General features: G+C 72.0%; 24 protein-coding genes and 2 pseudogenes. 15 read left to right on the top strand and 11 right to left on the bottom strand.

Features of this window, described 5'->3' with window-relative positions; translation table 11 throughout:
- Window positions 1–51 precede the first annotated feature (51 nt).
- A complete protein-coding gene (gene argG, locus ABZ848_RS09400; protein ID WP_360827868.1) occupies window positions 52–1,506 on the top strand; it encodes an argininosuccinate synthase in 1,455 nt (484 codons plus the stop codon).
- 221 nt (window positions 1,507–1,727) lie between these two features.
- A complete protein-coding gene (locus ABZ848_RS09395) occupies window positions 1,728–2,831 on the top strand; it encodes an FAD-dependent oxidoreductase (protein WP_360827864.1) in 1,104 nt (367 codons plus the stop codon).
- A gap of 32 nt (window positions 2,832–2,863) precedes the next feature.
- Here the strand turns inward: ABZ848_RS09395 and ABZ848_RS09390 are convergent, their stop codons facing one another.
- The 5 genes from ABZ848_RS09390 to ABZ848_RS09370 form a co-directional block, all read right to left on the bottom strand.
- A complete protein-coding gene (locus ABZ848_RS09390) occupies window positions 2,864–3,304 on the bottom strand; it encodes a VOC family protein (RefSeq protein WP_360827861.1) in 441 nt (146 codons plus the stop codon).
- A gap of 59 nt (window positions 3,305–3,363) precedes the next feature.
- The gene (locus tag ABZ848_RS09385; RefSeq protein WP_360827858.1) at window positions 3,364–4,212 is read right to left on the bottom strand and encodes a helix-turn-helix domain-containing protein; all 849 of its coding nucleotides are present in this window, start codon (window positions 4,210–4,212) and stop codon (window positions 3,364–3,366) included.
- A gap of 45 nt (window positions 4,213–4,257) precedes the next feature.
- Window positions 4,258–5,223 (bottom strand): alpha/beta hydrolase, encoded by a 966-nt coding sequence (locus ABZ848_RS09380; RefSeq protein ID WP_360827855.1) that lies wholly within the window; start codon window positions 5,221–5,223, stop codon window positions 4,258–4,260.
- Between the two features lie 63 nt (window positions 5,224–5,286).
- Window positions 5,287–6,669, bottom strand: a complete 1,383-nt coding sequence (locus ABZ848_RS09375) for a Tat pathway signal sequence domain protein (protein WP_360827852.1) — start codon at window positions 6,667–6,669, stop codon at window positions 5,287–5,289.
- A gap of 130 nt (window positions 6,670–6,799) precedes the next feature.
- The gene (locus tag ABZ848_RS09370) at window positions 6,800–7,396 is read right to left on the bottom strand and encodes a TetR/AcrR family transcriptional regulator (RefSeq protein ID WP_360827849.1); all 597 of its coding nucleotides are present in this window, start codon (window positions 7,394–7,396) and stop codon (window positions 6,800–6,802) included.
- Between the two features lie 135 nt (window positions 7,397–7,531).
- On the opposite strand from ABZ848_RS09370, the pseudogene ABZ848_RS09365 reads away from it, so the two are divergent.
- The 6 genes and pseudogenes from ABZ848_RS09365 to ABZ848_RS09340 all read left to right on the top strand — a co-directional run bounded on the left by ABZ848_RS09365 (window position 7,532) and on the right by ABZ848_RS09340 (window position 11,961).
- A pseudogene (locus ABZ848_RS09365) lies at window positions 7,532–8,433 on the top strand (NAD(P)-dependent oxidoreductase).
- A complete protein-coding gene (locus ABZ848_RS09360) occupies window positions 8,430–8,729 on the top strand; it encodes a hypothetical protein (RefSeq protein WP_360827846.1) in 300 nt (99 codons plus the stop codon). The pseudogene ABZ848_RS09365 and the gene ABZ848_RS09360 overlap by 4 nt, the downstream one beginning before the upstream one ends.
- Window positions 8,726–9,718: an MBL fold metallo-hydrolase gene (locus ABZ848_RS09355; RefSeq protein ID WP_360827843.1), complete on the top strand. Its 993-nt coding sequence runs from the start codon at window positions 8,726–8,728 to the stop codon at window positions 9,716–9,718. The genes ABZ848_RS09360 and ABZ848_RS09355 overlap by 4 nt, the downstream gene beginning before the upstream one ends.
- Window positions 9,719–9,755: 37 nt before the next feature.
- Window positions 9,756–10,550, top strand: coding sequence for an SGNH/GDSL hydrolase family protein (locus ABZ848_RS09350; RefSeq protein WP_360827840.1), 795 nt, complete (start codon window positions 9,756–9,758; stop codon window positions 10,548–10,550).
- A 40-nt stretch (window positions 10,551–10,590) separates the two neighbouring features.
- Window positions 10,591–11,169 (top strand): PadR family transcriptional regulator, encoded by a 579-nt coding sequence (locus ABZ848_RS09345; RefSeq protein ID WP_360827836.1) that lies wholly within the window; start codon window positions 10,591–10,593, stop codon window positions 11,167–11,169.
- Between the two features lie 90 nt (window positions 11,170–11,259).
- Window positions 11,260–11,961 carry an SDR family oxidoreductase gene (locus ABZ848_RS09340; protein WP_360827833.1) on the top strand — a complete coding sequence of 234 codons (702 nt, stop codon included), beginning with the start codon at window positions 11,260–11,262 and terminating at the stop codon, window positions 11,959–11,961.
- Between the two features lie 28 nt (window positions 11,962–11,989).
- Here the strand turns inward: ABZ848_RS09340 and ABZ848_RS09335 are convergent, their stop codons facing one another.
- Window positions 11,990–12,430, bottom strand: a complete 441-nt coding sequence (locus ABZ848_RS09335) for an ATP-binding protein (RefSeq protein WP_360827830.1) — start codon at window positions 12,428–12,430, stop codon at window positions 11,990–11,992.
- Window positions 12,431–12,616: 186 nt separating this feature from the next.
- Here ABZ848_RS09335 and ABZ848_RS09330 point away from each other — a divergent pair, with 186 nt between their 5' ends.
- The gene (locus tag ABZ848_RS09330; RefSeq protein ID WP_360827827.1) at window positions 12,617–13,123 is read left to right on the top strand and encodes a MarR family winged helix-turn-helix transcriptional regulator; all 507 of its coding nucleotides are present in this window, start codon (window positions 12,617–12,619) and stop codon (window positions 13,121–13,123) included.
- Between the two features lie 14 nt (window positions 13,124–13,137).
- Here the strand turns inward: ABZ848_RS09330 and ABZ848_RS09325 are convergent, their stop codons facing one another.
- Window positions 13,138–13,632, bottom strand: a complete 495-nt coding sequence (locus ABZ848_RS09325) for a MarR family transcriptional regulator (protein ID WP_360827824.1) — start codon at window positions 13,630–13,632, stop codon at window positions 13,138–13,140.
- A gap of 61 nt (window positions 13,633–13,693) precedes the next feature.
- Here ABZ848_RS09325 and ABZ848_RS09320 point away from each other — a divergent pair, with 61 nt between their 5' ends.
- Window positions 13,694–14,980, top strand: a complete 1,287-nt coding sequence (locus ABZ848_RS09320) for a multidrug effflux MFS transporter (RefSeq protein ID WP_360827821.1) — start codon at window positions 13,694–13,696, stop codon at window positions 14,978–14,980.
- A 28-nt stretch (window positions 14,981–15,008) separates the two neighbouring features.
- On the opposite strand, the gene ABZ848_RS09315 is transcribed toward ABZ848_RS09320, so the two are convergent.
- Window positions 15,009–15,734, bottom strand: coding sequence for an alpha/beta hydrolase (locus ABZ848_RS09315; RefSeq protein ID WP_360827818.1), 726 nt, complete (start codon window positions 15,732–15,734; stop codon window positions 15,009–15,011).
- A 258-nt stretch (window positions 15,735–15,992) separates the two neighbouring features.
- Between ABZ848_RS09315 and ABZ848_RS09310 the strand changes: the two genes are divergently transcribed.
- Window positions 15,993–16,418 carry a CBS domain-containing protein gene (locus ABZ848_RS09310; protein WP_360827816.1) on the top strand — a complete coding sequence of 142 codons (426 nt, stop codon included), beginning with the start codon at window positions 15,993–15,995 and terminating at the stop codon, window positions 16,416–16,418.
- A 64-nt stretch (window positions 16,419–16,482) separates the two neighbouring features.
- Here ABZ848_RS09310 and ABZ848_RS09305 read toward each other — a convergent pair whose 3' ends face one another.
- Entirely contained in the window at window positions 16,483–16,779 is a 297-nt protein-coding gene (locus tag ABZ848_RS09305; protein WP_360827813.1) for a hypothetical protein, read from the bottom strand.
- 92 nt (window positions 16,780–16,871) lie between these two features.
- Between ABZ848_RS09305 and ABZ848_RS09300 the strand changes: the two genes are divergently transcribed.
- Window positions 16,872–17,522, top strand: a complete 651-nt coding sequence (locus ABZ848_RS09300) for a phosphoribosyltransferase family protein (RefSeq protein ID WP_360828616.1) — start codon at window positions 16,872–16,874, stop codon at window positions 17,520–17,522.
- Window positions 17,523–17,632: 110 nt separating this feature from the next.
- The gene (locus ABZ848_RS09295; RefSeq protein WP_360827810.1) at window positions 17,633–18,502 is read left to right on the top strand and encodes a fructosamine kinase family protein; all 870 of its coding nucleotides are present in this window, start codon (window positions 17,633–17,635) and stop codon (window positions 18,500–18,502) included.
- A 110-nt stretch (window positions 18,503–18,612) separates the two neighbouring features.
- On the opposite strand, the gene ABZ848_RS09290 is transcribed toward ABZ848_RS09295, so the two are convergent.
- Window positions 18,613–20,784: a hypothetical protein gene (locus ABZ848_RS09290; RefSeq protein ID WP_360827807.1), complete on the bottom strand. Its 2,172-nt coding sequence runs from the start codon at window positions 20,782–20,784 to the stop codon at window positions 18,613–18,615.
- A 206-nt stretch (window positions 20,785–20,990) separates the two neighbouring features.
- Here ABZ848_RS09290 and ABZ848_RS09285 point away from each other — a divergent pair.
- A pseudogene (locus tag ABZ848_RS09285) lies at window positions 20,991–21,212 on the top strand (type 1 glutamine amidotransferase domain-containing protein); the annotation flags it as partial.
- 43 nt (window positions 21,213–21,255) lie between these two features.
- Here ABZ848_RS09285 and mftR read toward each other — a convergent pair.
- Window positions 21,256–21,885: a mycofactocin system transcriptional regulator gene (mftR, locus tag ABZ848_RS09280; protein ID WP_360827804.1), complete on the bottom strand. Its 630-nt coding sequence runs from the start codon at window positions 21,883–21,885 to the stop codon at window positions 21,256–21,258.
- Between the two features lie 82 nt (window positions 21,886–21,967).
- Between mftR and mftA the strand changes: the two genes are divergently transcribed.
- Window positions 21,968–22,090: a mycofactocin precursor MftA gene (gene mftA, locus ABZ848_RS09275; RefSeq protein ID WP_360827801.1), complete on the top strand. Its 123-nt coding sequence runs from the start codon at window positions 21,968–21,970 to the stop codon at window positions 22,088–22,090.
- The last annotated feature ends 11 nt before the right edge of the window (window positions 22,091–22,101 follow it).

Below are 22,101 nucleotides of genomic sequence, written 5' to 3'. Positions count from 1 at the left end.
CATCCCGACGGGGGCTTTGCATGGTCATGCGTAATCGTGCATACTCTTCCTATGTCCAAGGTCCTCACCTCCCTGCCCGCCGGCGAGCGCGTCGGCATCGCCTTCTCGGGCGGCCTCGACACCTCCGTCGCGGTCGCGTGGATGCGCGACAAGGGCGCCGTCCCGTGCACCTACACCGCCGACATCGGTCAGTACGACGAACCCGACATCGCCTCGGTGCCCGGCCGTGCGAAGACCTACGGTGCCGAGATCGCGCGTCTCGTCGACTGCCGTGCCGCGCTGGTCGAGGAGGGCCTGGCCGCGCTGACCTGCGGCGCGTTCCACATCCGCTCCGGCGGGCGGGCGTACTTCAACACCACGCCGCTGGGCCGCGCCGTCACCGGCACGCTCCTGGTGCGCGCGATGCTGGAGGACAACGTCCAGATCTGGGGCGACGGCTCCACCTTCAAGGGCAACGACATCGAGCGGTTCTACCGCTACGGCCTGCTCGCCAACCCGAACCTGCGGATCTACAAGCCGTGGCTGGACGCGGACTTCGTGACCGAGCTCGGCGGCCGCAAGGAGATGTCGGAGTGGCTGGTCGCCCACGACCTGCCCTACCGGGACAGCACCGAGAAGGCGTACTCCACCGACGCCAACATCTGGGGCGCCACCCACGAGGCCAAGACCCTGGAGCACCTGGACAACGGCATCGAGACCGTCGAGCCCATCATGGGCGTACGGTTCTGGGACCCCGAGGTCGAGATCATCACCGAGGACGTGACGATCGGCTTCGACCAGGGCCGCCCGGTGACGATCAACGGCAAGGAGTTCGCCACCGCCGTCGACCTGGTGATGGAGGCCAACGCCATCGGCGGCCGGCACGGCCTGGGCATGTCCGACCAGATCGAGAACCGCATCATCGAGGCCAAGAGCCGCGGCATCTACGAGGCTCCGGGCATGGCCCTGCTGTTCGCCGCGTACGAGCGCCTGGTGAACGCGATCCACAACGAGGACACCGTCGCCCAGTACCACAACGAGGGCCGGCGCCTGGGCCGCCTCATGTACGAGGGCCGCTGGCTGGACCCGCAGGCCCTGATGATCCGCGAGTCGCTGCAGCGCTGGGTCGGCTCGGCGATCACCGGCGAGGTCACCCTGCGGCTGCGGCGCGGCGAGGACTACTCGATCCTCGACACCACGGGCCCGGCGTTCTCGTACCACCCGGACAAGCTGTCGATGGAGCGCACCGAGGACTCCGCGTTCGGCCCGGTCGACCGGATCGGCCAGCTGACCATGCGCAACCTCGACATCGCCGACTCGCGCGCCAAGCTGGAGCAGTACGTCGGCCTCGGCCTGATCGGCACCGGCAGCCCCACCATCGGTGCCTCCCAGGCCGCCGCGACCGGTCTCATCGGCACCATGCCGGAGCTGCCCGAGGGCGGCGCCGAGGCCATCGCCTCCCGCGGCGAGGTCTCCGAGGACGAGGCGCTGCTGGACCGCGCCGCGATGGAGTCCGGCACCGACTGACCCCGCACCGCCCGCACGAGGAAGAGGCCGCCCGGCACCGGGCGGCCTCTTCCGCGTGCGGGGTGGGCATTCGGCAACACCCGCACCACACTTCACAGAAAACCCACGCATGCTCACATCAACTTTAGAGTTCAAGGGATAGGGTCGTCGGCAGTCGAGTGGCCGAGGGAGCCCCACGCGCCACGGCGCTCGCATTCCCCCACACGGCCCTGGAGAGCGTTGTGCGCGACGGCGAGATAGTGGTGATCGGCGGCGGCTACGCGGGCGTCCGCCTGGCGAAACGACTGGACGAGACGGCCCGGGTCACGCTCGTCGACCGCAAGGACGTCTTCTTCCACCGCATCGCCTCCCTGCGCGCCGGAGTGCGCCCCGACTGGTCGGTGACGCCGTTCATCCCGTACGACCGACTCCTGCGCAACGGCCGGGTGGTGGTCGGCAAGGCCCTGCGCGTCGACACCGCCGGACGCGAGGTCGTCCTGGCGACGGGCGAACGGCTCCCGTACGACGTCGTGGTGATCGCCACCGGCGCCGACTACCCCGAACCGGCCCGCTTCACCGGCACCACCACCGACGAGGCGCTCAAGTCCTTCGCCGGCCACCAGCAGAAGATCGCCCATGCCGAGCACATCCTGGTCGTCGGCGGCGGCCCCTCGGGCGTCGAACTCAGCGCCGAGATCCGGCTGGCCCGCCCGGACGCCCGGGTCACCCTCGCGCACTCCGGGCGGTCGCTGCTCAGCTCCACGGGCGTCGAGCGGGCCGGACGCCGAGCGCAGACCTGGCTGGAGTCCCACGACGTGGAGGTACGGCTGGACTCCTTCATGTCGCCCGGCAACGACTTCGGCACCTACCGCGACGCCCACGGCAACATCGTCGCCGCCGACCTCTCCTTCTGGGCGACGGGCACCACGCCCAACACGCTCTGGCTGCGGCTCGGAGGCCACGGCGACTGGCTCAACGGCAGCGGGCACATCAAGGTCGACCGTTCACTGCGGGTCGGGGGCCGGCCGGACGTCTTCGCGGTCGGCGACGTCAACGACGCCACCGAGCACAAGATCACCCCGGCCGCGCTCGCCCAGGCCGACCTCGCCGCCTGGAACATCCGCGCCCACCTCAACGCCGGCCGACATCGCAAACAACCCCGCCACTACCGCCCGGTCCAACGCACCCCTCTGATCGTCCCCTTCGGCCCCGGCGACGGCGTGACGGTGGTCCCGGTACCGGGCGGCGAGAACGCGATCCTGGGCACCCGCACGTCGGTACTGGCCAAGGCGAAGAAACTGATGACCCCGTACATGAGACGCCAGCTGGGCTATACGGCCGGCTGAGAGCGGGGTCGCGGGCGGTCGGGCCGCCAGGGTCAGTTACCGGTGTCTCGGCGCGGCTCCCCGGGATACGTGCCGAAGTACCAGCGGTTGCCCTCGGGGTCGCGCGCCGCGAAGTCGCGGGAGCCGTAGTCGGTGACGTGCAGGTCGTCGGTGATGTCGGCGCCGGCCGCCTTGGCGCGGGCGTGCACGGCGTCCGGGTCGGCCGTGACGACGTACGCGCTGAAGGCGCCGGGCGGGGTCGGGCCGGTGCCCGGTTCCTGGTCCTCGCGTGCCGAGCCGAGCATGACGCCCCCGCCCTCGGGCCAGCTGAGCTGTGCGTGCTGGACCAGGTCGTCGTCGCCGTAGACCACCGTCTCCTCGAAGCCGAAGGCCTCGACGAGGAAGCGGATCAGGGCGCGGGCGTCGCGGGCGCGCAGGGTCGGCCAGACCTGCGGGGCGGGCGGCTGCCGGTCGGTGTCGGGTGTGCTGGGCATGGCGATGGGCCTCCGTCTCGCGGTGTCCGGCCCCAGGGACCGGCTGACACCATCAAGGGTCAGGCCGGCGGGTGGCGCCCGGATTGGATGTTTCGGAACTCCTGCGCGAGCCAGCCGCTCGGCGTGCAGGAGGCCAGCGCGGCGAACTCGCGGTCGAGGTGCGACTGGTCCGCGTATCCGCAGTCGGCGGCCAGCCCCGCCAGGTCCGGAAGTGTGGGCCGGGACGCGAGGCGGCGGCGGGCCAGGTCGAAGCGGATGACCCGGGCCGCGGCCTTCGGCGTGAGGCCGATCTCCGCACGGAAACGGTTGCGCAGATGCCGATCGCTGAACCCGGTCTCGGCGGCCAGTCGGTCCACCCGCAGCCGCCCACCGGAGGCGAGCAGCCGCTGCCACGCACCGGCGACCGGCGCGGAGGTGGCCGCCCTCTCCCCGCGGGTCATACGGTGCAGCAGCCATTCGTCGACGACACGGAACCGTGCCGTCCAGTCCCCGGCCGCCCGCAGCCGCTCATGGACCTCGCGCACACCCGCGCCCAGGACCTCGTCGGCATGGACGTCGATCCCGGCCAACTCCCCGGCGGGCAGCCCCAGCAGGGCCCGGGCGCCCAGCGGGCTCAGCACCACCTGGACGCCGGACTGCCGTCCGGGCATGTGGATCAGGGCCGGCGTCAGATGCAGGCCGCCCAGCAGGGTGAGGTAATCACCGGGCGCATCGCCCGGATTCGGGTGGGCGGTGATGGTGAGCGGTTCGTCGAGGGTGAGGATCAGCGTGAGCCACGGCGACGGCAGCCCCCGGTGCAGGCCGGCCGGGACTCCGCGCTGGCGGTAGCCGGAGTACCAGCCGACCAGGCCTCGCAGGGGCGGCGCGGGAGCGACCCGTACCCCCTCGTCCACGATCTCGGCACCCATACGGCCATTCTCCCGCCGCGCTCCGCATCGCGCAGCGAGGTCCGCTCAGCCCCTGAGCTCGGTGAGGAAGTCGATCAGCGCCGCGTTCACCTCGGCCGGCCGCTCCTGCTGCGTCCAGTGCCCGCACCCGGCGAGCCTGATCGGCCTGCGCCGCAGGCTGGGCATCAAGTCGGGGAGTTTCTCGATGAGTTCGGGCGTGCCGGGGATCGCGGGGACCAGGTCCCGGTCGCCGTAGACGTACAGCGCGGGCGCGCTGACGACGGCGTCCTGCCAGGGGGCGGTGAGCTCCCAGTTGCGGTCGAGGTTGCGGTACCAGTTCAGCGCCCCGGTGAAGCCGCCGGAGAAGCTCTCGGTCAGTACGTCGAGATCGTCCTCGGTGAACCACTCGGGCAGCACCTCGGGGTCCTCCAGGTCGGCGAGCCACCCCCGCTCGGGGTCGACCAGCGGCTGCCTGCCCTCGGCCGTGCCCGGGGCGTCGCCGGAGGCCATGTAGAAGAACTTCCGCAGCGTGGTGCGGGTGTCCCGGGCGAACTCGGCGTCGGCGACACCGGGCCGGTTGAAGTAGTTCCAGTAGAAACGGCCGCCGAACCGCTCCTCCATCACGCCCAGCGGCGGCGCCGACCCCCGGAACGGCGGCGGCACGCTCAGCCCCGCCACGCCGAGCACGACGTCCGGCCGCAGCAGCGCCGTGTGCCAGGCGACCGGCGCACCCCAGTCGTGCCCGACGACATACGCCTGCTCCTCGCCGAGCGCCCGGATCAGCCCGACGACATCCCCGACCAGGTGCAGGATGCTGTACGCGGCCACGTCGTCGGGACGGTCGCTGCGGCCGTAACCGCGCTGGTCGGGCGCGACCACCCGGAAGCCCGCGGCGGCCAGCGGGCCGAACTGGTGGTGCCAGGAGTGCCAGGACTCGGGAAAGCCGTGCAGCAGCACGACCAGCGGACCCTCGCCCTCCTCGGCGATGTGCAGCCGTATCCCGTTGACGTCGATCATCCGGTGCTCAACCATGTGCAAGAGCATACGAGTCAAGATCTTCCGCCAGTTTGCCGATCAGCAGCTGACCGGTGAAGGTCAGCCCGTCCAACCCCGCAGCGGGTTTGCGCGTGAGACGGCCAGCAGATACCAGGCGGTGGCGCCGGTGTGCCGGTACGGGTAGTAGCCGAAGCCGAAACCGGTGTCGAGCGGACTGCTCGCCGACACGACACCGGACCGCTCGGGAACCGCCCTGGACCCCAAGGTCTGCGCACCACCGAGGAGTTCCTGGGCGCGCTCGACGGAGGCGAGCAGCCGCCGGGCGCGCGCCTCGTCGTCCCGGGCCCGCCGGGTGCGCAGCGCGAGCGCGAGATGGGCCGTCCCCTCGAACCACACCCCGTTCCGGTCCGGCTTCGGCTGCCCGTCGGCGATCGGCGCGTCCTCGTTCGCCAGCAGAGCGGCCGAACTGAAGGTGACACCTTCGTACGACTGTCCTGCCGGCAGGGTGCTGTTGCGGCGGTCGGCCGTGTCCAGGACGGCGAGTTGTCCTGCGGCCCAGTCCAACGACCGTGCGTGGATGGGGGAGTTGAGGGCGAGGAAGGTCCAGGTCTGGGTGTCCTCCGGGATCGGGGACTTGTTGATCGTCACCCCGTCGTTGGTGCCGGTGTAGAAGAAGCCCCCGGACGGCTCCCACATCTTCTTGACGAAGGTCTCGGCCCGCGCCCGCCGCTCCAGCCACACCGGGTCCCCGGTCAGCCGCGCCAGCCGCCCGAACAGCCCGAGCAGATCGGTGTTGTGCTCGGTCGAGGTGAACGGCAGTTTCTCGTTCGCGCCGTTCACCCCGAACTTGTAGCCGCCCAAAGGCTCTTCGGTACGTCCCGTGCGCTCGATCCACTCTCCGATGCGCGCGGCACCGGTCAGGAAGCGCCGCTCACCGGTCCGCCCGGCGAGGGCGGCCAGCGCGATGCCGGCCCAGGCCATGTCGCCCACCGCGGTACCGGTGAAGCCGAACTGCGTCCCGACGTTGGCCGTACCGTCCGCCCGCACGAAGCCGTCCGGCTGGGCGGAGCCGTCGTAGAAGGTGTAGGGGCCGACGTTGTACGCCTGCCGCAGCCGCCCGTCGTCGTAGCCGGGGTCATGGGTCTGCGCGTACAGCAGCGCGTCACCGAGCACCACGGCCCGCGCCCGCCCGTCCGCCGTGCCCGACGCCAAGTGGGCAAGGATCGCAAGGGCGTTGTCGTACGTGAACGCGGTGCTGAACAGTCCGGCCTGGTCGGTGTAGCTCTGCGCGAGCCGGACCGGCCCGTGGTCCGGGTAGGCGTCCATGGCGGCGGCGAGGAAGCCGGCCGCGCGGCTCGGCGCCGAGGGCCGAGTCTCCGCGGCCTCGGCCGTCCCGGCACCCATGAGGACGGCGGCGCCGACACCGACCCCCGTCCCGATGAGCGCGCGCCGGCTGACTACCGGGCCTTGGCTGCCGGTCATGGGTCTCCTCGGGAGGTGCGGGAAGCGGAGGCAGGACGTTCTTGAGAGCGCTCTCAAGAACGTGCGCTCATTCTGCTGTGGGGTGGAGCCCCGGTCAACGCCTGTGATGCGCGGGGCAGTTGGTACGGGGTCACTCGGCCCGGCCGGCCGCGGCGTCGAGGAGCGGGCCGAGCTCGCGGGCCGCCGTCGTGAGGGCCCGGGTGTCCTGTTCGGCGCGGGCGATGAGGATCGCGCCCTCCAGGGTGCTGATCACGAGCGTGGCGAGGGCCGTCGAGCGCTCCTCGGGCACGCCCATGTCCGCCAGCGCCCGGGCCACCGGGTCGGTCCAGGTGGCGAAGGCGGCGGCCACGGCCTCCCGGGTGGACGCGGTGGACTCGGCGCAGTCCACCGTGGCGGCGGCCACCGGGCAGCCGCCCGCGAACCCGTCCGCCGCGTACTCGTCCGTCCAATGGCGCACCATCTCGCCGAACAGCCCGCTCGGCGTCGGCTCGGGCAGCGCGGCCAGGAAGCGCGCGACCCGCTTGCCCGCGTACCGGCCGGCCCAGCCCACCGCCTCGTTGACCAGCTGTTCCTTGCCGCCGGGGAAGTAGTGCTGGAGCGAGCCGCGCGGCGCCCCGGCGTGCGCCGCGACCTCGCGCATACCCGTGGACGCGACCCCGTCGCGCCGGATGAGCTGGGCCGCGCTGAAGACCATGCGCTCGCGCGGCCCGTGCTCGGCCGCCGTCATCCCGGACCTCCCATGCCACGAACGTTCCGGAGCCCACCCTATGACCGCTGTCATAGCGACAGCTACTATGACCGCGGTCATAATCGAGAGCGATGGCGGCCTCTGCTCCCCGCGGGCCGGAAACGGCGGTGCGTCGTGTACGTGGGTTTCATCGGCCTGGGCGTCATGGGGCAGCCCATGGCCCTCAACCTCGCCCGCGCGGGCACGCCCCTCCTCGTGTGGAACCGCACCGCGGAGCGCTGCGCACCCCTGCGCGACGCCGGAGCCGAGGTCGCGGCGAGTGCCGCCGAGGTCTTCGAACGGGCCGGGGTCGTGTTCCTGATGCTGGCCGACGAGGGCGCGATCGACACGGTCCTGGGCCGCGGCCACCGGACTTCGCCGCGCGGGCCGCCGGACACGTCGTGGTCCACATGGGGACGACCTCGCCGGAGTACTCGGCCGGTCTGCAGGACGAGATCCGGTCCGTGGGCGGAAGATATGTCGAGGCGCCGGTGTCCGGGTCCCGAGTCCCGGCCGAACAGGGGCAGTTGGTGGCGATGCTGGCGGGCGAGGACGAGGCAGTGGAGACGGTACGGCCGCTGCTCGCGCCCATGTGCCGGGAGGCGTTCGCCTGCGGTCCCGTACCGGACGCCCTGCTGATGAAGCTGTCGGTGAACCTGTTCCTGATCACACAGGTGACCGGGCTGACCGAGGCCTTCCACTTCGCCGACCGGCACGGTCTCGACCGCCGCCTCTTCCTGGACGTGCTGGACGCGGGGCCGATGGCCAGCGCCGTCTCGCGCATGAAGGCACCGAAGCTGCTCGCCCGGGACTTCACCGTGCAGGCCGGAGCGGCAGACGTACTCAAGAACAACCGCCTGATCGCGGAGGCCGCCCGCCGGGCCGGTCTCGCCTCGCCCCTGCTCGACATCTGCCATGCCCTGTTCGACGAGACCGTCGCCCACGGGTACGGGCACGAGGACATGGTGGCCGTACTCCACGCACTGGAGATCCGCACCCGGACGCGGACCGCGGTCGCGACGGAGGACCGAGTATGAGCTGGACCATCGAACGGCACGGCCGCGTCGCCGTGGTGACGATGACGACCAACGAGTTGGTGCCGGCCGAGGAGCTGGTGGCGCGGGCGGTGGCGGTGGCCGGGGAGACACCGGCGGATTGCGTCGAGCAGTACGCGTTCACCAGGCGGGCCGCCCAGGCTGCCGCCCTGCGGGACATCGCCGAGCTGTCCGATCCGCTCGACCAGGAACCGCTCGCCGGGATGAAGAGCGAGGGCGCCCGGCACGCCCATAAACGCTACTGGCAGGAGCTGAAGGGCAGTTCGGCGCCGTGGTGAGCGCGGCCGACGGTGAGCGGCTGCCCGCCTGGGTGACCTGGCGCCAGCGGGCCTTCCCGGACGCCAACCTGCTTCTGCTGCACGGCAGTCGGCCGGCCCTAGTCGACAGCGGCTTCGTCGGCCACGCCGAGGAGACGGCCGAATGGGCCCAAGCCCAAGCCGGACACATCGAGTTGGTCGTCAACACCCACTGGCACTCCGACCACGTCGGCGGCAACGCGCTGCTGCAGGCGGGCGGTTCGGCGATCGCGGCCGGCGCGCCCGAAGCCGCCGCCGTCGCCCGCCGCGACCCCGGCTGCTGCTCGGCGGAGTACCTCGACCAGCCGGTCGCCCCCTACGCCGTCGACCAACCCCTGCACGACGCACAGCTGTTGCGCCTCGGCGACGCCGACTGGATGGTCGTGTCCACCCCCGGGCACACCCCCGGCCACCTGGCCCTGTGGCAGCCCGAGGAACGGCTGCTCGCGGTCGGCGACGCCCTGTCCGACTACGACGTCGGCTGGGTCAACCTCGCCCTCGACGGGCCCGAGGCCGCCGCCACCGCACTGGCCTCCCTGCAGCGCCTGTCCGACCTCGCCCCGCGTGTCCTGCTCCCCGGGCACGGCCCACTCCCCGCGGACCCGGGCGCCGCCCTCGCCGCCGCACTGCGCCGCGCCCAGCGCCTCGTCGACGACCCCGACGGCGCGGTCTGGTACGGCGCCCGCCGCGTCTTCGCGTACGCCCTGATGATCCGCGACGGCCTCCCCGCCACCGAGGCCGAGCCCTATCTCCACGCCCGCGCCTGGCTCACGGACGCGGCCCGGCTGCTGCGCCGCACCCGCGAATCCCTCGCCGCCGAACTGATCGACACCATGCTCCGCAACGGCACGATCGTCCTGCGCGAAGGCCGTCTGCACGCCGCCGCCGAGCACACTGCGGTCGACGCGCAAGCGATGCGCGTACCGTTCCCTCGCGCATGGCCGAACCTCTATAGTCAACAAAGCGAATAGGTGCTGAGTTGGCTTGCTCGGAGGGGTGTGGGGGCTCGTGGCAGGCAGCGGATATCTGCGGTACGTCGCCCTGGGCGACAGCCAGACCGAGGGGCTCGGTGACGGCGACGAGGTCCGCGGGCTGCGTGGATGGGCGGACCGGCTCGCCGAGCAGATCGCCCGCGACAACCCCGATGTGCTGTACGCCAACCTCGCGGTGCGCGGCCGGCTCGCCGGGCAGGTGCGCGCCGAGCAGCTCGCGCCCGCCCTCGCGCTGAAGCCCGACCTCGCCACGGTGGTCGCCGGTGTCAACGACGTGCTCCGGCGCCGCTTCGACCCGGACGAGGTGGCCGGACACCTGGAGGCGATGTTCGCCGCGCTCACCGCGCAGGGCGCCCGCGTCGCCACGCTCACCTTCCCCGACCTCGGCCGGATCGCCCCGCTGGCCCGCCCGCTCGCGCCCCGCGTCCTCGCCCTCAACGCCCGCATCCGCGAGGCGGCCCGGCGGCACGACGTCATCGTGGCCGACTCGGAGCCGTACCCCGCGGTGACCGACCCGCGGCTGTGGAGCGCCGACCGGCTGCACGCCAACCCGCACGGGCATGCCCGTATCGCCGCCGCGGTCGCCCATGCCCTCACCCTGCCCGGCAGCGACGACGGCTGGACCCGGCCGCTGCCGCCCGACCCGGCGGCACTCTCGGGCCTGCGGGCCGCCGGTGCCGAACTCCGCTGGGCCGGCGCCTTCCTGGGCCCCTGGCTCGTGCGCCGGGTGCGCGGCCGCTCCTCCGGCGACGGACGGCAGGCCAAGCGGCCCGCGCTGCTCCCGGTGACGGTGCTCGCCGACGGGACGTAGTCACCGTATTGACTAATCAACACGGTGTTAATTTGGGCGAATGGCATTGCGCAACGCGGTGATGGCCGCGCTTCTGGAGGGCGAGGCGTCCGGCTACGACCTCGCCAAGGGGTTCGAGGCGTCCGTCGCCAACTTCTGGATGGCCACGCCCCAGCAGCTCTACCGCGAACTGGAACGCATGGAGGGCGAGGGGCTCGTCTCCGCCCGGGTCGTCCAGCAGGAACGCCGGCCCAACAAACGGCTGTTCTCCCTCACCGAGGCGGGACTGGAGGTCCTGCGCGACTACGTCCTCGCGACCCCGGCCAAGCCCCTCGCCATCCGTGACGAGCTGATGGTCAAGGTCCAGTGCGTCGACATCGGCGAGATCACCGCCGTACGGGCCGCGATCGCCGAACGCGTCGAGCGGTCCGCCGCCAAGCTCGCCCGCTACGAACGCCTCCAGGAGCGGCTGCTCGACGGGCGCACCGAGGACGAGTACTTCACCAACGCCGAACGCATCGGTCCCTACCTCACCCTGCTGGGCGGCCTGGCCCTGGAGCGCGGGAACCTCCACTGGGGCGAGACGGCCCTGAAACGGCTCGACCAGCGTGCCGCGGCCCTCGCGAAGCCGGAGGTGTGACGCCCGGCTCAGCCGTCTGCCCTTGAGCGAGGGAAACCGATCGGTTTACAGTGGTGGAAACCGATCGGTTTACTGCGATGGGAGCAGACCATGACCGCGATCAAGGACGCCGTAGTACTCGTCACCGGCGGCAGCCGGGGCATCGGCAAGGCGCTGGTGGAGGAGCTGTACGCGCGCGGCGCCGGCAAGGTGTACGCCACCGCTCGCGACCCGCGGACGGTCACCCACCCCGACGCCGTACCGCTGGCGCTGGAGGTCACCGACCCGGACTCGGTGGCCGCCGCGGCGGTACAGGCGCAGGACGTCACCGTGCTGATCAACAACGCCGGGGCCTCGGTCGGCGGATCCTTCCTCGACACGCCGGTCGACGACGTGCGCCGGGAGTTCGAGATCAACTTCTACGGGCCCCTGCTGGTCGCCCGCGCCTTCGTGCCGGTCATCGAGCGCAACGGCGGCGGACACATCCTGAACGTCCACTCCGTGCTGTCCTGGCTGGGCAACGCCGGTTCCTACAGCGCCTCCAAGGCGGCCCTGTGGCAGCAGACCAACTCCCTGCGCCTGGAACTGCTGGAGCGCGGCATCGACGTCACCGGACTGCACGTCGGGTACGTCGACACGGACCTGACCGCGCGGATCGACGCGCCCAAGATCGACGCCCATACGGTCGCCGCGCTGGCGCTGGACGGTATCGAGTCCGGTGCGCCCGAGGTGCTGGCCGACGACATCTCGCGTCAGGTGAAGGCGGGGCTGTCCGCCGACCTCCCGGCGCTGTACCCGCAGCTCGCGCAGTAGTGGTGGGACGGGGTCGGGCCGGCCGCCGTCACTGATCCCGGTGGCGGCGGGCCGGTGCCGGGCCGTGGGCGGGGGTGGCGACCAGGGCCCACACCGTCTTGCCGTTGCGTCCGCGGTGCCGGACGCCCCAGGTCTGCGCCAGCTGGTCGACCAGGTGCAGGCCGCGGCCCCGTTCGTCGTCCGTGTTCTGCGCGGTCTGCAGCACGGGCTGTGCGGGGCTCTCGTCGGACACGGCGATGAAGCAGGAGCCGTCCGCCCGTGCGGTCACCGATATCTCGAACTCCCGCTCCAGGATGGGCCCGTGCCGGACGACGTTCGCCGCCAGCTCGGACGCCAGCAGGACCACGTCGTGCGTGATCGCGTCGTCCTTGCCATGTCCCCAGGTGGCCAGATGCTGTCGTACCCGGTGGCGTGCGAACCCCACCGAAGCCGGATGCCGGGGCACCCGGAAAGCCTCACGTCTCAGCACAAGCGTCCTCCCCATACGCTGCCGAAGACCCTCCCCACTGCTAGAAGCGCACAGTGACAGATAAATGTCACTCCGCACATGGGGAGGGTCGAAATCGGGCCATGATCGAGAAGGGGGCCTTCGGGTGGGCATCGCCGCCATGTGGTTTGTATGAAGATTCAAACGCAGGCCGGATAGGCTGTGGCCATGTCCACTCCGCCACGCTGGCTCGATGCCGAGGAGCGACGGGCCTGGCTGGCCTACGTCGAGTTCTCCACGCTGCTCGCCGATCACCTCAACCGGCAGCTGCGGCGCGACGCCGGCATGACCCACGCCGACTACATCCTGCTGGCCCATCTGTCCTCGGTGCCCGACGGCACACTCTGCATGTCGGAGCTGGCCCAGCGCCTCAAGATCACCCGCAGCAGGCTCACCCACGCGGTGAACCGGCTGCGGGAGGCCGGCCTGGTGGACCGGCGCGAGGACCCCGCCGACGGCCGCGGCCAGCTCGCCGTCCTCACGGCTGAGGGACACGCCTTCCTGGAGCGGGCCGCGCCCGGCCATGTCGAGGCCGTGCGCCGCGCGGTGTTCGACGCCCTGACCCCGGAGCAGGTACGGCAGTTCGCGGAGATCGGCGAGGCCATCAGCGACGCCCTGCACCGGGCCGAGGACGCCGAGGCGGATCCAGCGGTGCTGCCGTGGCGGCGGCGCTGAGGCGGAAGCCGCGGTCAGTCGCGACCCGCCCCGCCCTCCATCGCCGCCACCAGCCGGCTCAACGCCTTGAGCACCCACTCCCGGTCCTCGCCGAGGCCCGCCAACAGGTCGACCTCGGCGGCTAGTTGGCGGGGGAAGAGGTCGTCGACGGCATTGGCGCCCTCCGGGGTGATGGTGACCAGGGCGGCGCGGCGGTCGGCGGGGTTGGGGGTGCGGGCGATGTAGCCGCGGCGCTCCAGCTTCGCGAGCGTCTTGCTCACGCCCGCCCGGGACAGCCCCATCCGCTGGGCGAGCGTGCGCGCGATGACCGGGTCGGTGGCGTGGCGCAGGGGGATGAGCATGTCGACCTCGGGGGCGGTGAGCGGGGCGCCCGCGTAGAGGGGTTCGACGGCGGCGTTCAGGAGCCCGGTCGCGTGTTTGAGCAGCCCGACCACCTCCATGGGGGAGGTGTCCAGGCCTGGGTTGTGCTCGGCCCACTGCGCGCGGACGTCGCCGGGGGTGGAGGTCATGCGGCTCGCCTTCTCGGAACGCTCTTTGTTAACCAGTGAACTATCGGTTATCGTTTCGCCCATGGTATCCCCGTCCCCCTCCCGCTCCACCGCACCGCACTCCACCGGCGCGGACGCCCACCCCGCCGATGCCCCTCGTCCCGCCGTCGCTCTGATCGCCGTCCTCGGTGCCCTCACAGCCGTGGCCCCGCTCGCCACCGACATGTACGTGCCGGGCTTCCCCGCCATGGGGGAGACGCTCGGGGCGAGCAGTTCGGCCGTGCAGCTGACGATGACCGCGTTCCTGGCCGGACTCGTGGTGGGACAGCTGCTGATCGGGCCGCTCAGCGACGGGCTCGGACGGCGGAAGCTGCTGCTGGGCGGAGTCACCGGTTTCGCGGTCTTCTCCCTGGCGTGCGCGTTCGCGCCGAACATCGGCCTGCTGACCGCCGCACGCTTCCTGCAGGGCGTCGCCGGCGCGGCGGGCATGGTGCTGGCCCGGGCGGTGCTCACCGACCGCTTCCACGGCCCCCGACTCCCGCGCTACTTCGCGGTGTTGTCCCAGGTCATGGGCGTGGCCCCGATCGCCGCGCCGGTGCTCGGCGGCGCGATCCTGTCCGTGTCGACCTGGCGCGCGGTGTTCGCCGTACTCACCGTGCTGGGCGTTTTTCTCCTGCTGGCCGTGGTGCGGGCGGTGCCGGAGTCCCTGCCGCCCGAGCGGCGCCACGGCGGCGGTGTCGCGGGCACCTTCCGGGCCATGGGCGGACTGCTCGCCCGCCGGACCTTCATGGGGTACGTCTTCGCGCTCGCCCTCGTCTCGGCGGCGCTGTTCACCTACATCAGCGGTTCGAGCTTCGTCTTCGAGAACCTGCACGGCGTGTCGTCGACGACGTACTCCCTCATCTTCGCCACCAACGCCGTCGGCATGCTCATAGCCGGCGCCACCTTCTCCCGGCTGGTGGGGCGGGGGACGCGGCTGAACACCCTGCTCACCGCCGGGATCGCGCTCGCCGGGCTCGGCGCGCTGGCCCAGGTGCTGCTCGTGGTCACCGTCGGCGAGACCCTCGCCGGCACCTGGGCCACGCTCTTCGTGACCGTCGGCGCCATCGGCCTGGTCTTCCCGGCGGCCATGAGCCTCGGCCAGACCCTCGGCCGCGCCACCCCCGGCGCCGCCTCGGCGCTGCTCGGCGGCTTCCAGTTCCTCTTCGGTGCGCTGGCCTCGCCGTTGGTCGGTCTGTTCGGCGAGGCCAGCTCACTGCCGATGGCCCTGATCATGCTGATCGCCGTGGCGGCGGCGGGAGTTGCCCTGGTCGCGCTGGCCCGGCCCTGGCGCGGGGAGGGCGAGCCGGGCCACGGTCACGCGGGCTGACCGCTGCCGTCGGCCCGGCAGGGCGGCCCTACTTCAGGTGCCGGTCGTAGAACCGCCCCGCGTCCTCCGCCTCGAACGCCGGGGTGCCGAGGTGTCCGCCCAGATTGGCGTGCAGGGTCTTCTCCTTGCTGCCGAAGGCGTCGAACAGGTCCAGGGCCCGTTGCCGGGGATTGCCCTCGTCGTCCCACTGCAGCAGGAACAGCAGCGGAATGGTGACCTGGCGGGCCTCCTCGCGCTGGGCGCGGGGCACGTAACCCCCGGCGAAGAAGCCGGCGGCCACGATGCGCGGCTCGGTCACCGCGAGCCGGATGCCGAGGGCGGTCCAGCCGCCCGCGTATCCGACCGGGCCGCCGATCTCCGGCAGTTCGAGGAGGGCGTCCAGCGTGGTCCGCCACTCCGGTGCCGCGTTCTCGACGAGCGGGCCGACGAAGGACTCGAAGATCTCGTCGACCGGCTCGCCCGCCCGCATGGCCCGCCGCAGTTCGGCGCGGGCCTGCTCGTCGGCGGCGGAACGGGGCCGCTCCCCGCACCCGGCCGCGTCGATGGTCGCCACCGCGTAGCCGTGCGCCGCGGTGTGCCGGCCCCGGGCCACGAGGCGGGGGTCCGCCTTGGGCAGGCCGTTGTTGTGGGGCATCAGGAGCAGCGGAGCCGGTGCGGAGCGGGGCGTCGTCCACAGGGTGCCGGGGATCTCGCCGAGGGTGAACTCGCGCTCCAGGACGCCGTCTTCGAGGAGCTGTTCGGAAGTGAATCGCATGGTCGTGCCTTTCGGGAGTGCGCTGCGAACGGCGCTCCCGGACGACCTATCGCCCGACCGCGACCCCGGAGGGGAGCACCCATGTCGATACTGTGTTCACGGGTACCACCTCCTCGTTCTCCGGCACGGCCACCGGCAAGTTAGCAGCGGCCACCGCGCTCCACCAACGGGTTTTCGCGGTTTACCGGGACCGGGACGGGCTACGCGGCTGGCAGGCAGTTGCAGACCGCCGCCGTCCCCGCATCCCGGAGGTGCCCCATGAGCCGGAAGATCCGCGACGTGATGTCGAGCGGTACCGCCGCCGTCGAGCCCATGACCACAGTGGCGCGTGCGGCGCGTGTGATGCGTGAGCAGGACATCGGCGACGTCCTGGTCGCGTACGACTGCGACCTGTTCGGTGTGCTCACCGACCGCGACATCGTGGTCCGGGTCCTCGCCGGCGGTCTCGATCCCGAGGTCACCACCGTGGGCTCGGTGTGCACGCCGCCGCCGGTGGCCACGTTGACGCCGGACGACACGACCGACCTGGCCGTCGAGCTGATGGCCCGGTACGCCGTGCGCCGCCTCCCCGTCGTCGAACGCGGCGGCTGCCCGGTCGGCATCGTCACCATCGGCGATCTCGCGACGACCGAGGACCCGCACTCCGCGCTGGCGGGCATCGGCCGGGCGGCACCCAATCACTGAGAAGCGAGCGTCCGGCGTGATCGCCGAGAAGGGCGCTACAGGCGGGATCGCTGAGAAAGGCGCGTCAGGCGTGCGCGTCCCGGCCGGTGATCCTGTCGGTGCGCGCGGTCTCCGTCGTGTCGTACGCCCTTGGCCTGCGATGACGGCGATGCGTCGCACCGCTCACGGCCATGGCCAGCGCCAGGCAGAAGATCAGCGCCAGCGCGAGACCCGAGCTGAAAATGGCGAGCGTGTTCATGGTGGCGATCGGGTGATCGAGCACCGACACGGTGTACTCGGGGCCGCCGGACAGGTTGTCGGCGATCGCCAGGGCGGTGAACGCGCCTGTCGCCCCGAGGAGGAGCAGTCCGATGAGCAGCATCCGAGTCATCTCCTCGAAAGAGGTCTTCACCACCACGGGTACCCCCGCCCCGCAAGGGCATACGGGGCATGCCGGAAGGAGAGGTGAGCGTGATGCAGTTCCATGACCGCGCGCAGGCCGGCCGGGAGCTGGCCGAGCGGCTGCGTGCCGAACAGAAGAAGGGGAATCTCCCCGACCCTGTCGTCCTCGCCCTGCCACGTGGTGGCGTCGCCGTGGCACGGGAGGTGGCGCGGGCGCTGGACGCCCCGCTCGACGTGCTGGTGGTACGGAAGATCGGCGCCCCTTTCCAGGAGGAACTCGGCGTCGGCGCGATCGCCGGCGGCGACGACCCGGTCTTCGACGAGCGGGCACTCGACCGGCTGGGCCTCGGCGAGGCGGTGCTCGCCCCGGTCGTCGAACGGGAGCGCGCGGAGCTCCAGCGCCGTGAGCGACGCTACCGGCAGGGCCGCCCCGCCCCCGACCTCGCGGGCCGTACGGTGATCGTCGTGGACGACGGACTCGCCACCGGCTCGACCGCCCGCGCCGCACTGCGCGCCGTGCGCCGCCACAACCCGGCCCGGGTCGTCCTGGCCGCGCCGGTGTGCTCCCCGGAGGCGGCGGAGCTGATGCGGGGCGAGGCCGACGAGGTGCTCTGCCTGTGGCAGCCGGCCTCCTTCATGGCCGTGGGCCTCTGCTACCAGGAGTTCGACCAGCTGACCGACGAGGAGGTCATGCGGGTGCTCCACGCGACGGCCGGTCACTGAGCGTCGTCGAGCGTCGTCGCTGCGAGTGCGCGGGGCGGCCGTAGGCTGGTGCTCGTGCGTCTCCGTCGTATCAGCAGCGTGTCCCCGTCGCCCCGGCCGTGGGTCGCCGGATGACCGCCCAGGCCGCTGAGGGGCCCGGTGCGGCGGCCGCGCGGATCACCGGGCGTACGGTGCGCGGTGAACGGCGGGTTTCCGGTGCCGTGTCCGAAGTCGCCCTTGACGACGGCCGGTTGGTGATCGTCAAGCGCGCGGAGGAGCCCGGCGCGGTGCCGGCGGAGGCGGCGGGGCTGCTGTGGCTGGCCGAGGCCCGAGCGGTTCGTGTCCCCAACGTGCTTGGCCAGGACGGGCGTTGGCTCGTCACCGACCTGGTGCCGCAAGGGCGGGCTTCGGCGCGGGCCGCCGAGGTGTTCGGGCGGGAGCTGGCCGCGCTGCATGCCACCGGTGCGGGCGCGTTCGGGGCGCCGCCGCCCGGTGGTCCCGTGGACGCGTACATCGGGCTCGCGCCGATGGGCAATCACCCCGGCTCCGACTGGCCCCGCTGGTACGCCGAGCACCGTGTGCTGCCGTATCTGCGTGCCGCCGTCGACCGGGGGACCGTCCGCCCCGCCGAGGCGGCCGTCGTCGAGCGGGTCTGCGAGCGGCTGCCCGAGCTGGCCGGACCCGCCGAGGCGCCGGCCCGGCTGCACGGCGACCTCTGGAACGGCAATGTGCTGTGGGGCGCCGACGGACACGCCTGGCTGATCGATCCGGCCGCGCACGGCGGGCACCGGGAGACCGATCTGGCGATGCTCGAACTCTTCGGCTGCCCGCACCTGGAGACCGTGCTGGACGGTTATCGGCAGGTGGCGCCGCTCGCGGACGGGTGGCGGGAGCGGATCGGGCTGCACCAGCTGTTCCCGCTGCTGGTGCACGCCGTGCTGTTCGGGCGCGGTTACGCCGAGCAGGCGCTGGCGGCGGCCCGGGCGGCACTCGCCGGCTGAACTGTCGCGGCTGGGCCTCAAGTCGGCGGCGAGGAAAGCGAACGGGCTATTTCAGAAAGGAGTTTGAGAAGGAAGCCCGTTCATGGCCTCGCCTGCGCCGACTCTAACAGTCACTCCGGGATCAGGTCGCGCAGATTTTCCGGGGTGATGACCCGCGAGTCCGCGTGCAGACCCTCGGGCCGTTCCATGCCGATGTAGGTGACCGGGCCCTCCGGAATCGACCGGCCGTCCCACAGCGTCACCGTCGCCCCGCGCCCGGCCAGCAGACCCGTGACATACCGGACGCTGACGTACTCGCGGTCGGCGATGCCCCGCAGCAGCGTCGCCACCGTCACCTGGTTCTCCTCGACCCGGTTGGCCGAAGGGGTGCCCCGCAGATACAGGTGCAGCCACTTCGCGGTCCAACGGCCGTCCCGCGCGCGGCGGAACGCCAGCGGCAGCGCGACCCGGCCGGGACCGCGCAGCTCCGACTTCATGCGCACCGTGCGCGGCTCGAACGGCCGGCCCTGCTGCTCGCCCTCGCGCAGCATGAAGCCGAAGAAGGACTCCTCGCACTCCTCGAAGCCCTCGCCCGCGTAGATGTTGACCTGCGGCACGATGAAGGTGCTCCGCACCGCGCCCAGCCGCAGGTTGATGAACTCCGAGGCCCCGTCGGGCGCTTCGGTGATGTCGCCGGAGTGCTCGCCCTCGAACCGGCTCAAAGACGTGTACGACAGCCAGGACACGGTGTTCAACTTGGCGTCCAGCAGCAGCCCCGACAGGTCGTAGTCCGTGCGCTGTTCGGTCTGCTTCCAGTAAACGAAGAACCGAAGCAGCTCGCCGTCGACCGGGGTGACGGAGCCGCGCGGCAGCACGCCGAGGCCCGCCGCGGTCGCCCGGCCGCTCAGCGGGAGCGCGACGTCGAGGACGTCCGGGTCGATCAACACCCGTTCCACGGGCGGGAGTCGGCGGCCGATCTCCGCGTCGAGGGCGGCGATCAGCCGCTTGCGCTCGGCCGGCAGCACGGGCGGCCGGGTGTCGCCGGTGACCCAGGCGCGGCCGAGCCGGTTGACGAAGACACGGCGCTCGCCGGTCTCCTCCGCACGGTTGTGGAGGTGCTCGCGCACCGACAGCACCACCCGCCCCGACACCTCCGGCGCGACCAGTTCCGCGGCGGCCACCACGGCGTCCCGCTCGTCCTGGTCGAGCGCCATGCGCAGCAGCCGGTCCAGCGAACGGAACAGCTTTCCCGGCGCGGAGGTGAGGAGTTCGGTCGCCCCGATGACGTCGTTCATGGCGAGCAGTTCCTCGACGCGGCTGTCGAAGGAGCGCGCCTCCCGCTCGCCGCGCGCCACGGCGAACACCTCGGCGGCGTGCGGCCACCGCGGGTACTCGTGCGGGTGCAGCCGCTCGCCGAGCCGCTTCCACGGCTCGCGGTGCACGGACACGTCGGCGAGCTTGGCGGGGGCCGCCGCGACGACGGAGTCCAGACCGGCCAGCAGCGCCCGCCGGACCGGACGCGGCAGGGTGCGGAAACGGGTGGGCTCCTGGAGCGCCACGTCACCGCCCGACAGCGCGCAGGCCAGCCGCAGCACGTCGGTCACGGTGTCGAGGAGCAGGCCCGAACCGGCCGACAGACGCGCCTCGTTGACCACGGCGCGGTTCTCCCGGACCGGTATCGCCTCCGGCTGCGGGCCGTCCGCGCAGTACGCGGCGAGCAGCCGGAGGTCGTGCAGACCGTCCTCGCCGAGCGGTGTGTTGCTGCCGGCCAGCGCCAGGTACAGGGCGGTGACCTCGTCCTCGGCCTTCCCGCCGAGGTGCAGGACGGTCAGGCGGTCGCCGACCGCGGCGATCAACTCGTCGTGGTGGGCGAGCATTTCGGCGTACGTGTGCCGGTAGGTGCCGTAGGACGGCAGGGTGAGCAGGTCCACCACACCGCTCGCCAGCTGGGTGAGGGAGCGCCCGCGCGTCTCGTCGTCGGCGAGGGCCTCGGTGATGCAGCGCATCCAGAAGTCGAAGGTGTCCGGCACGTTGGCCGGGAAGTCGACGAAGTAGACGTTGTGCCGCACATGGTCGCCGACCATCTCCCGGACGGTGCGCAGCGTACGGACGGCGATGTCGACGACCGTGCCCTCGGACAGTCCCGACAGCCGCTGAAGCAGCTCCGCCGAGAGCTTGAAGCCCGCAGACATCAGCACGGCGTCGAACTGGCGCGCCGCGACGTCCCCTTGACCGGACGGGCCGGTGGGCAGGGGAAGGCGGTGGGTGTGCCGGATGACCAGCGGTTCGAGTCGGTGGGACATTCCGGAATCGTCGCAGAGGACCGTCGAACGGCGCATGTGGGTTTTCTGTGAGGAACCCGCCGGGGATCTTTCGCGCCAGGTGCCGCAGATGCGCAGTGGTGGTCCGCGACGGAGCGGAGCACGGGCCGGGAGGACCGCCGATGGAAGCACACGAACGCCCGGTGGTCCCGGAGGGTATCGGCCGCCGACGGTTCCTCGGCTACCTCGTGGCCGCCTCGACCCTCGCCGTCAACGCCGAGGAGACCCAGGCCGGGTTCGCCTACAAGGCCAAGTGGCTGCTCCAGGACCGGCTGACCGAGGCCGGCGTGCAGGTCCAGGTCGGCGAGCCGTGTGCCCCGAACGTCGCCGTTGACGACAACCTCGTCACCGGCCAGAACCCGGCCTCCTCCGTACCGCTCGCCACCGAGCTGCTGAAGAAGCTGGGCTGACATTCCGTCAACTGTCCAGATAGACAGCGGCACTTCGCCCTAGTCAGCCTTCGGCGGGCGCCTCCCCGAATCCGGGCGCCAGTGCCCGCAGCGCCTCGTCCAGGAACGCGGCGAGGTCGGAGCCGTCCTGGCGCAGCCACTGCTCGTAGGCGGCCACGGCGGCGCCCAGACAGGCGTACGCGATCACCTGCGGCAGCAGGGCATCCGCGGGCTCGCCCAGCCGCCGGGCGGCGAACTCCGCTACCACCGCCCGCCATTCGGCGTACATCAGGGTCGAGTGCGCCTGGAGCGCGGGCACTTCGAGGATCAGCCGCATCCGCAGTCGGTGCCAGGGGATCTGGGCGGCGTCCAGCCGGTTGAAGTCGACGATCGCCTCGCGCAGCGCGTCCATCATCGGCGTCCCGGGCGGGTAGCCGTCGAGGACCTCCCGCATCCGCCGCAGCTCGCCCGCGAAGTCGCCCCACACGGCGTCGTTCTTCGACTTGTAGTAGCGGAAGAAGGTACGGCGGCCGATGCCGGCGGCGGCCGCGATGTCCTCGACGGTCACCTCGTCGAAGCCCCGCTCGGCGAACAGCCGCAGCGCGTGCCGCTCCAGCTCCGCGCGGGACGTCGACGGCCGCCGCCCCACACGGGAAGGCGGCTCGGCGGAGGGGGACTCCGAGGATTTCAGCACGCGCTCTTCCTTTCGGCACCGGGTGCCATTATGGTCCGAGGGGTACAGAACTTGCATATCTCGCAGTGAGAGGGAGCTTCTCATGGCTGTTGACGTGCAGACCGAAGAGCGTACGGCCGAACAGGAACCGGCCGGGCCGGAACTCGTCGAGGAGGACCTGCTCGTCGAGGAGGTCTCCATCGACGGCATGTGCGGCGTGTACTGAGCCGGCTCTCC

Origin of the sequence: Streptomyces sp. NPDC047081, assembly GCF_040643775.1 — a bacterium.
GTDB lineage: Bacteria > Actinomycetota > Actinomycetes > Streptomycetales > Streptomycetaceae > Streptomyces.
This window is presented reverse-complemented; position numbering and strand designations above follow the sequence as displayed.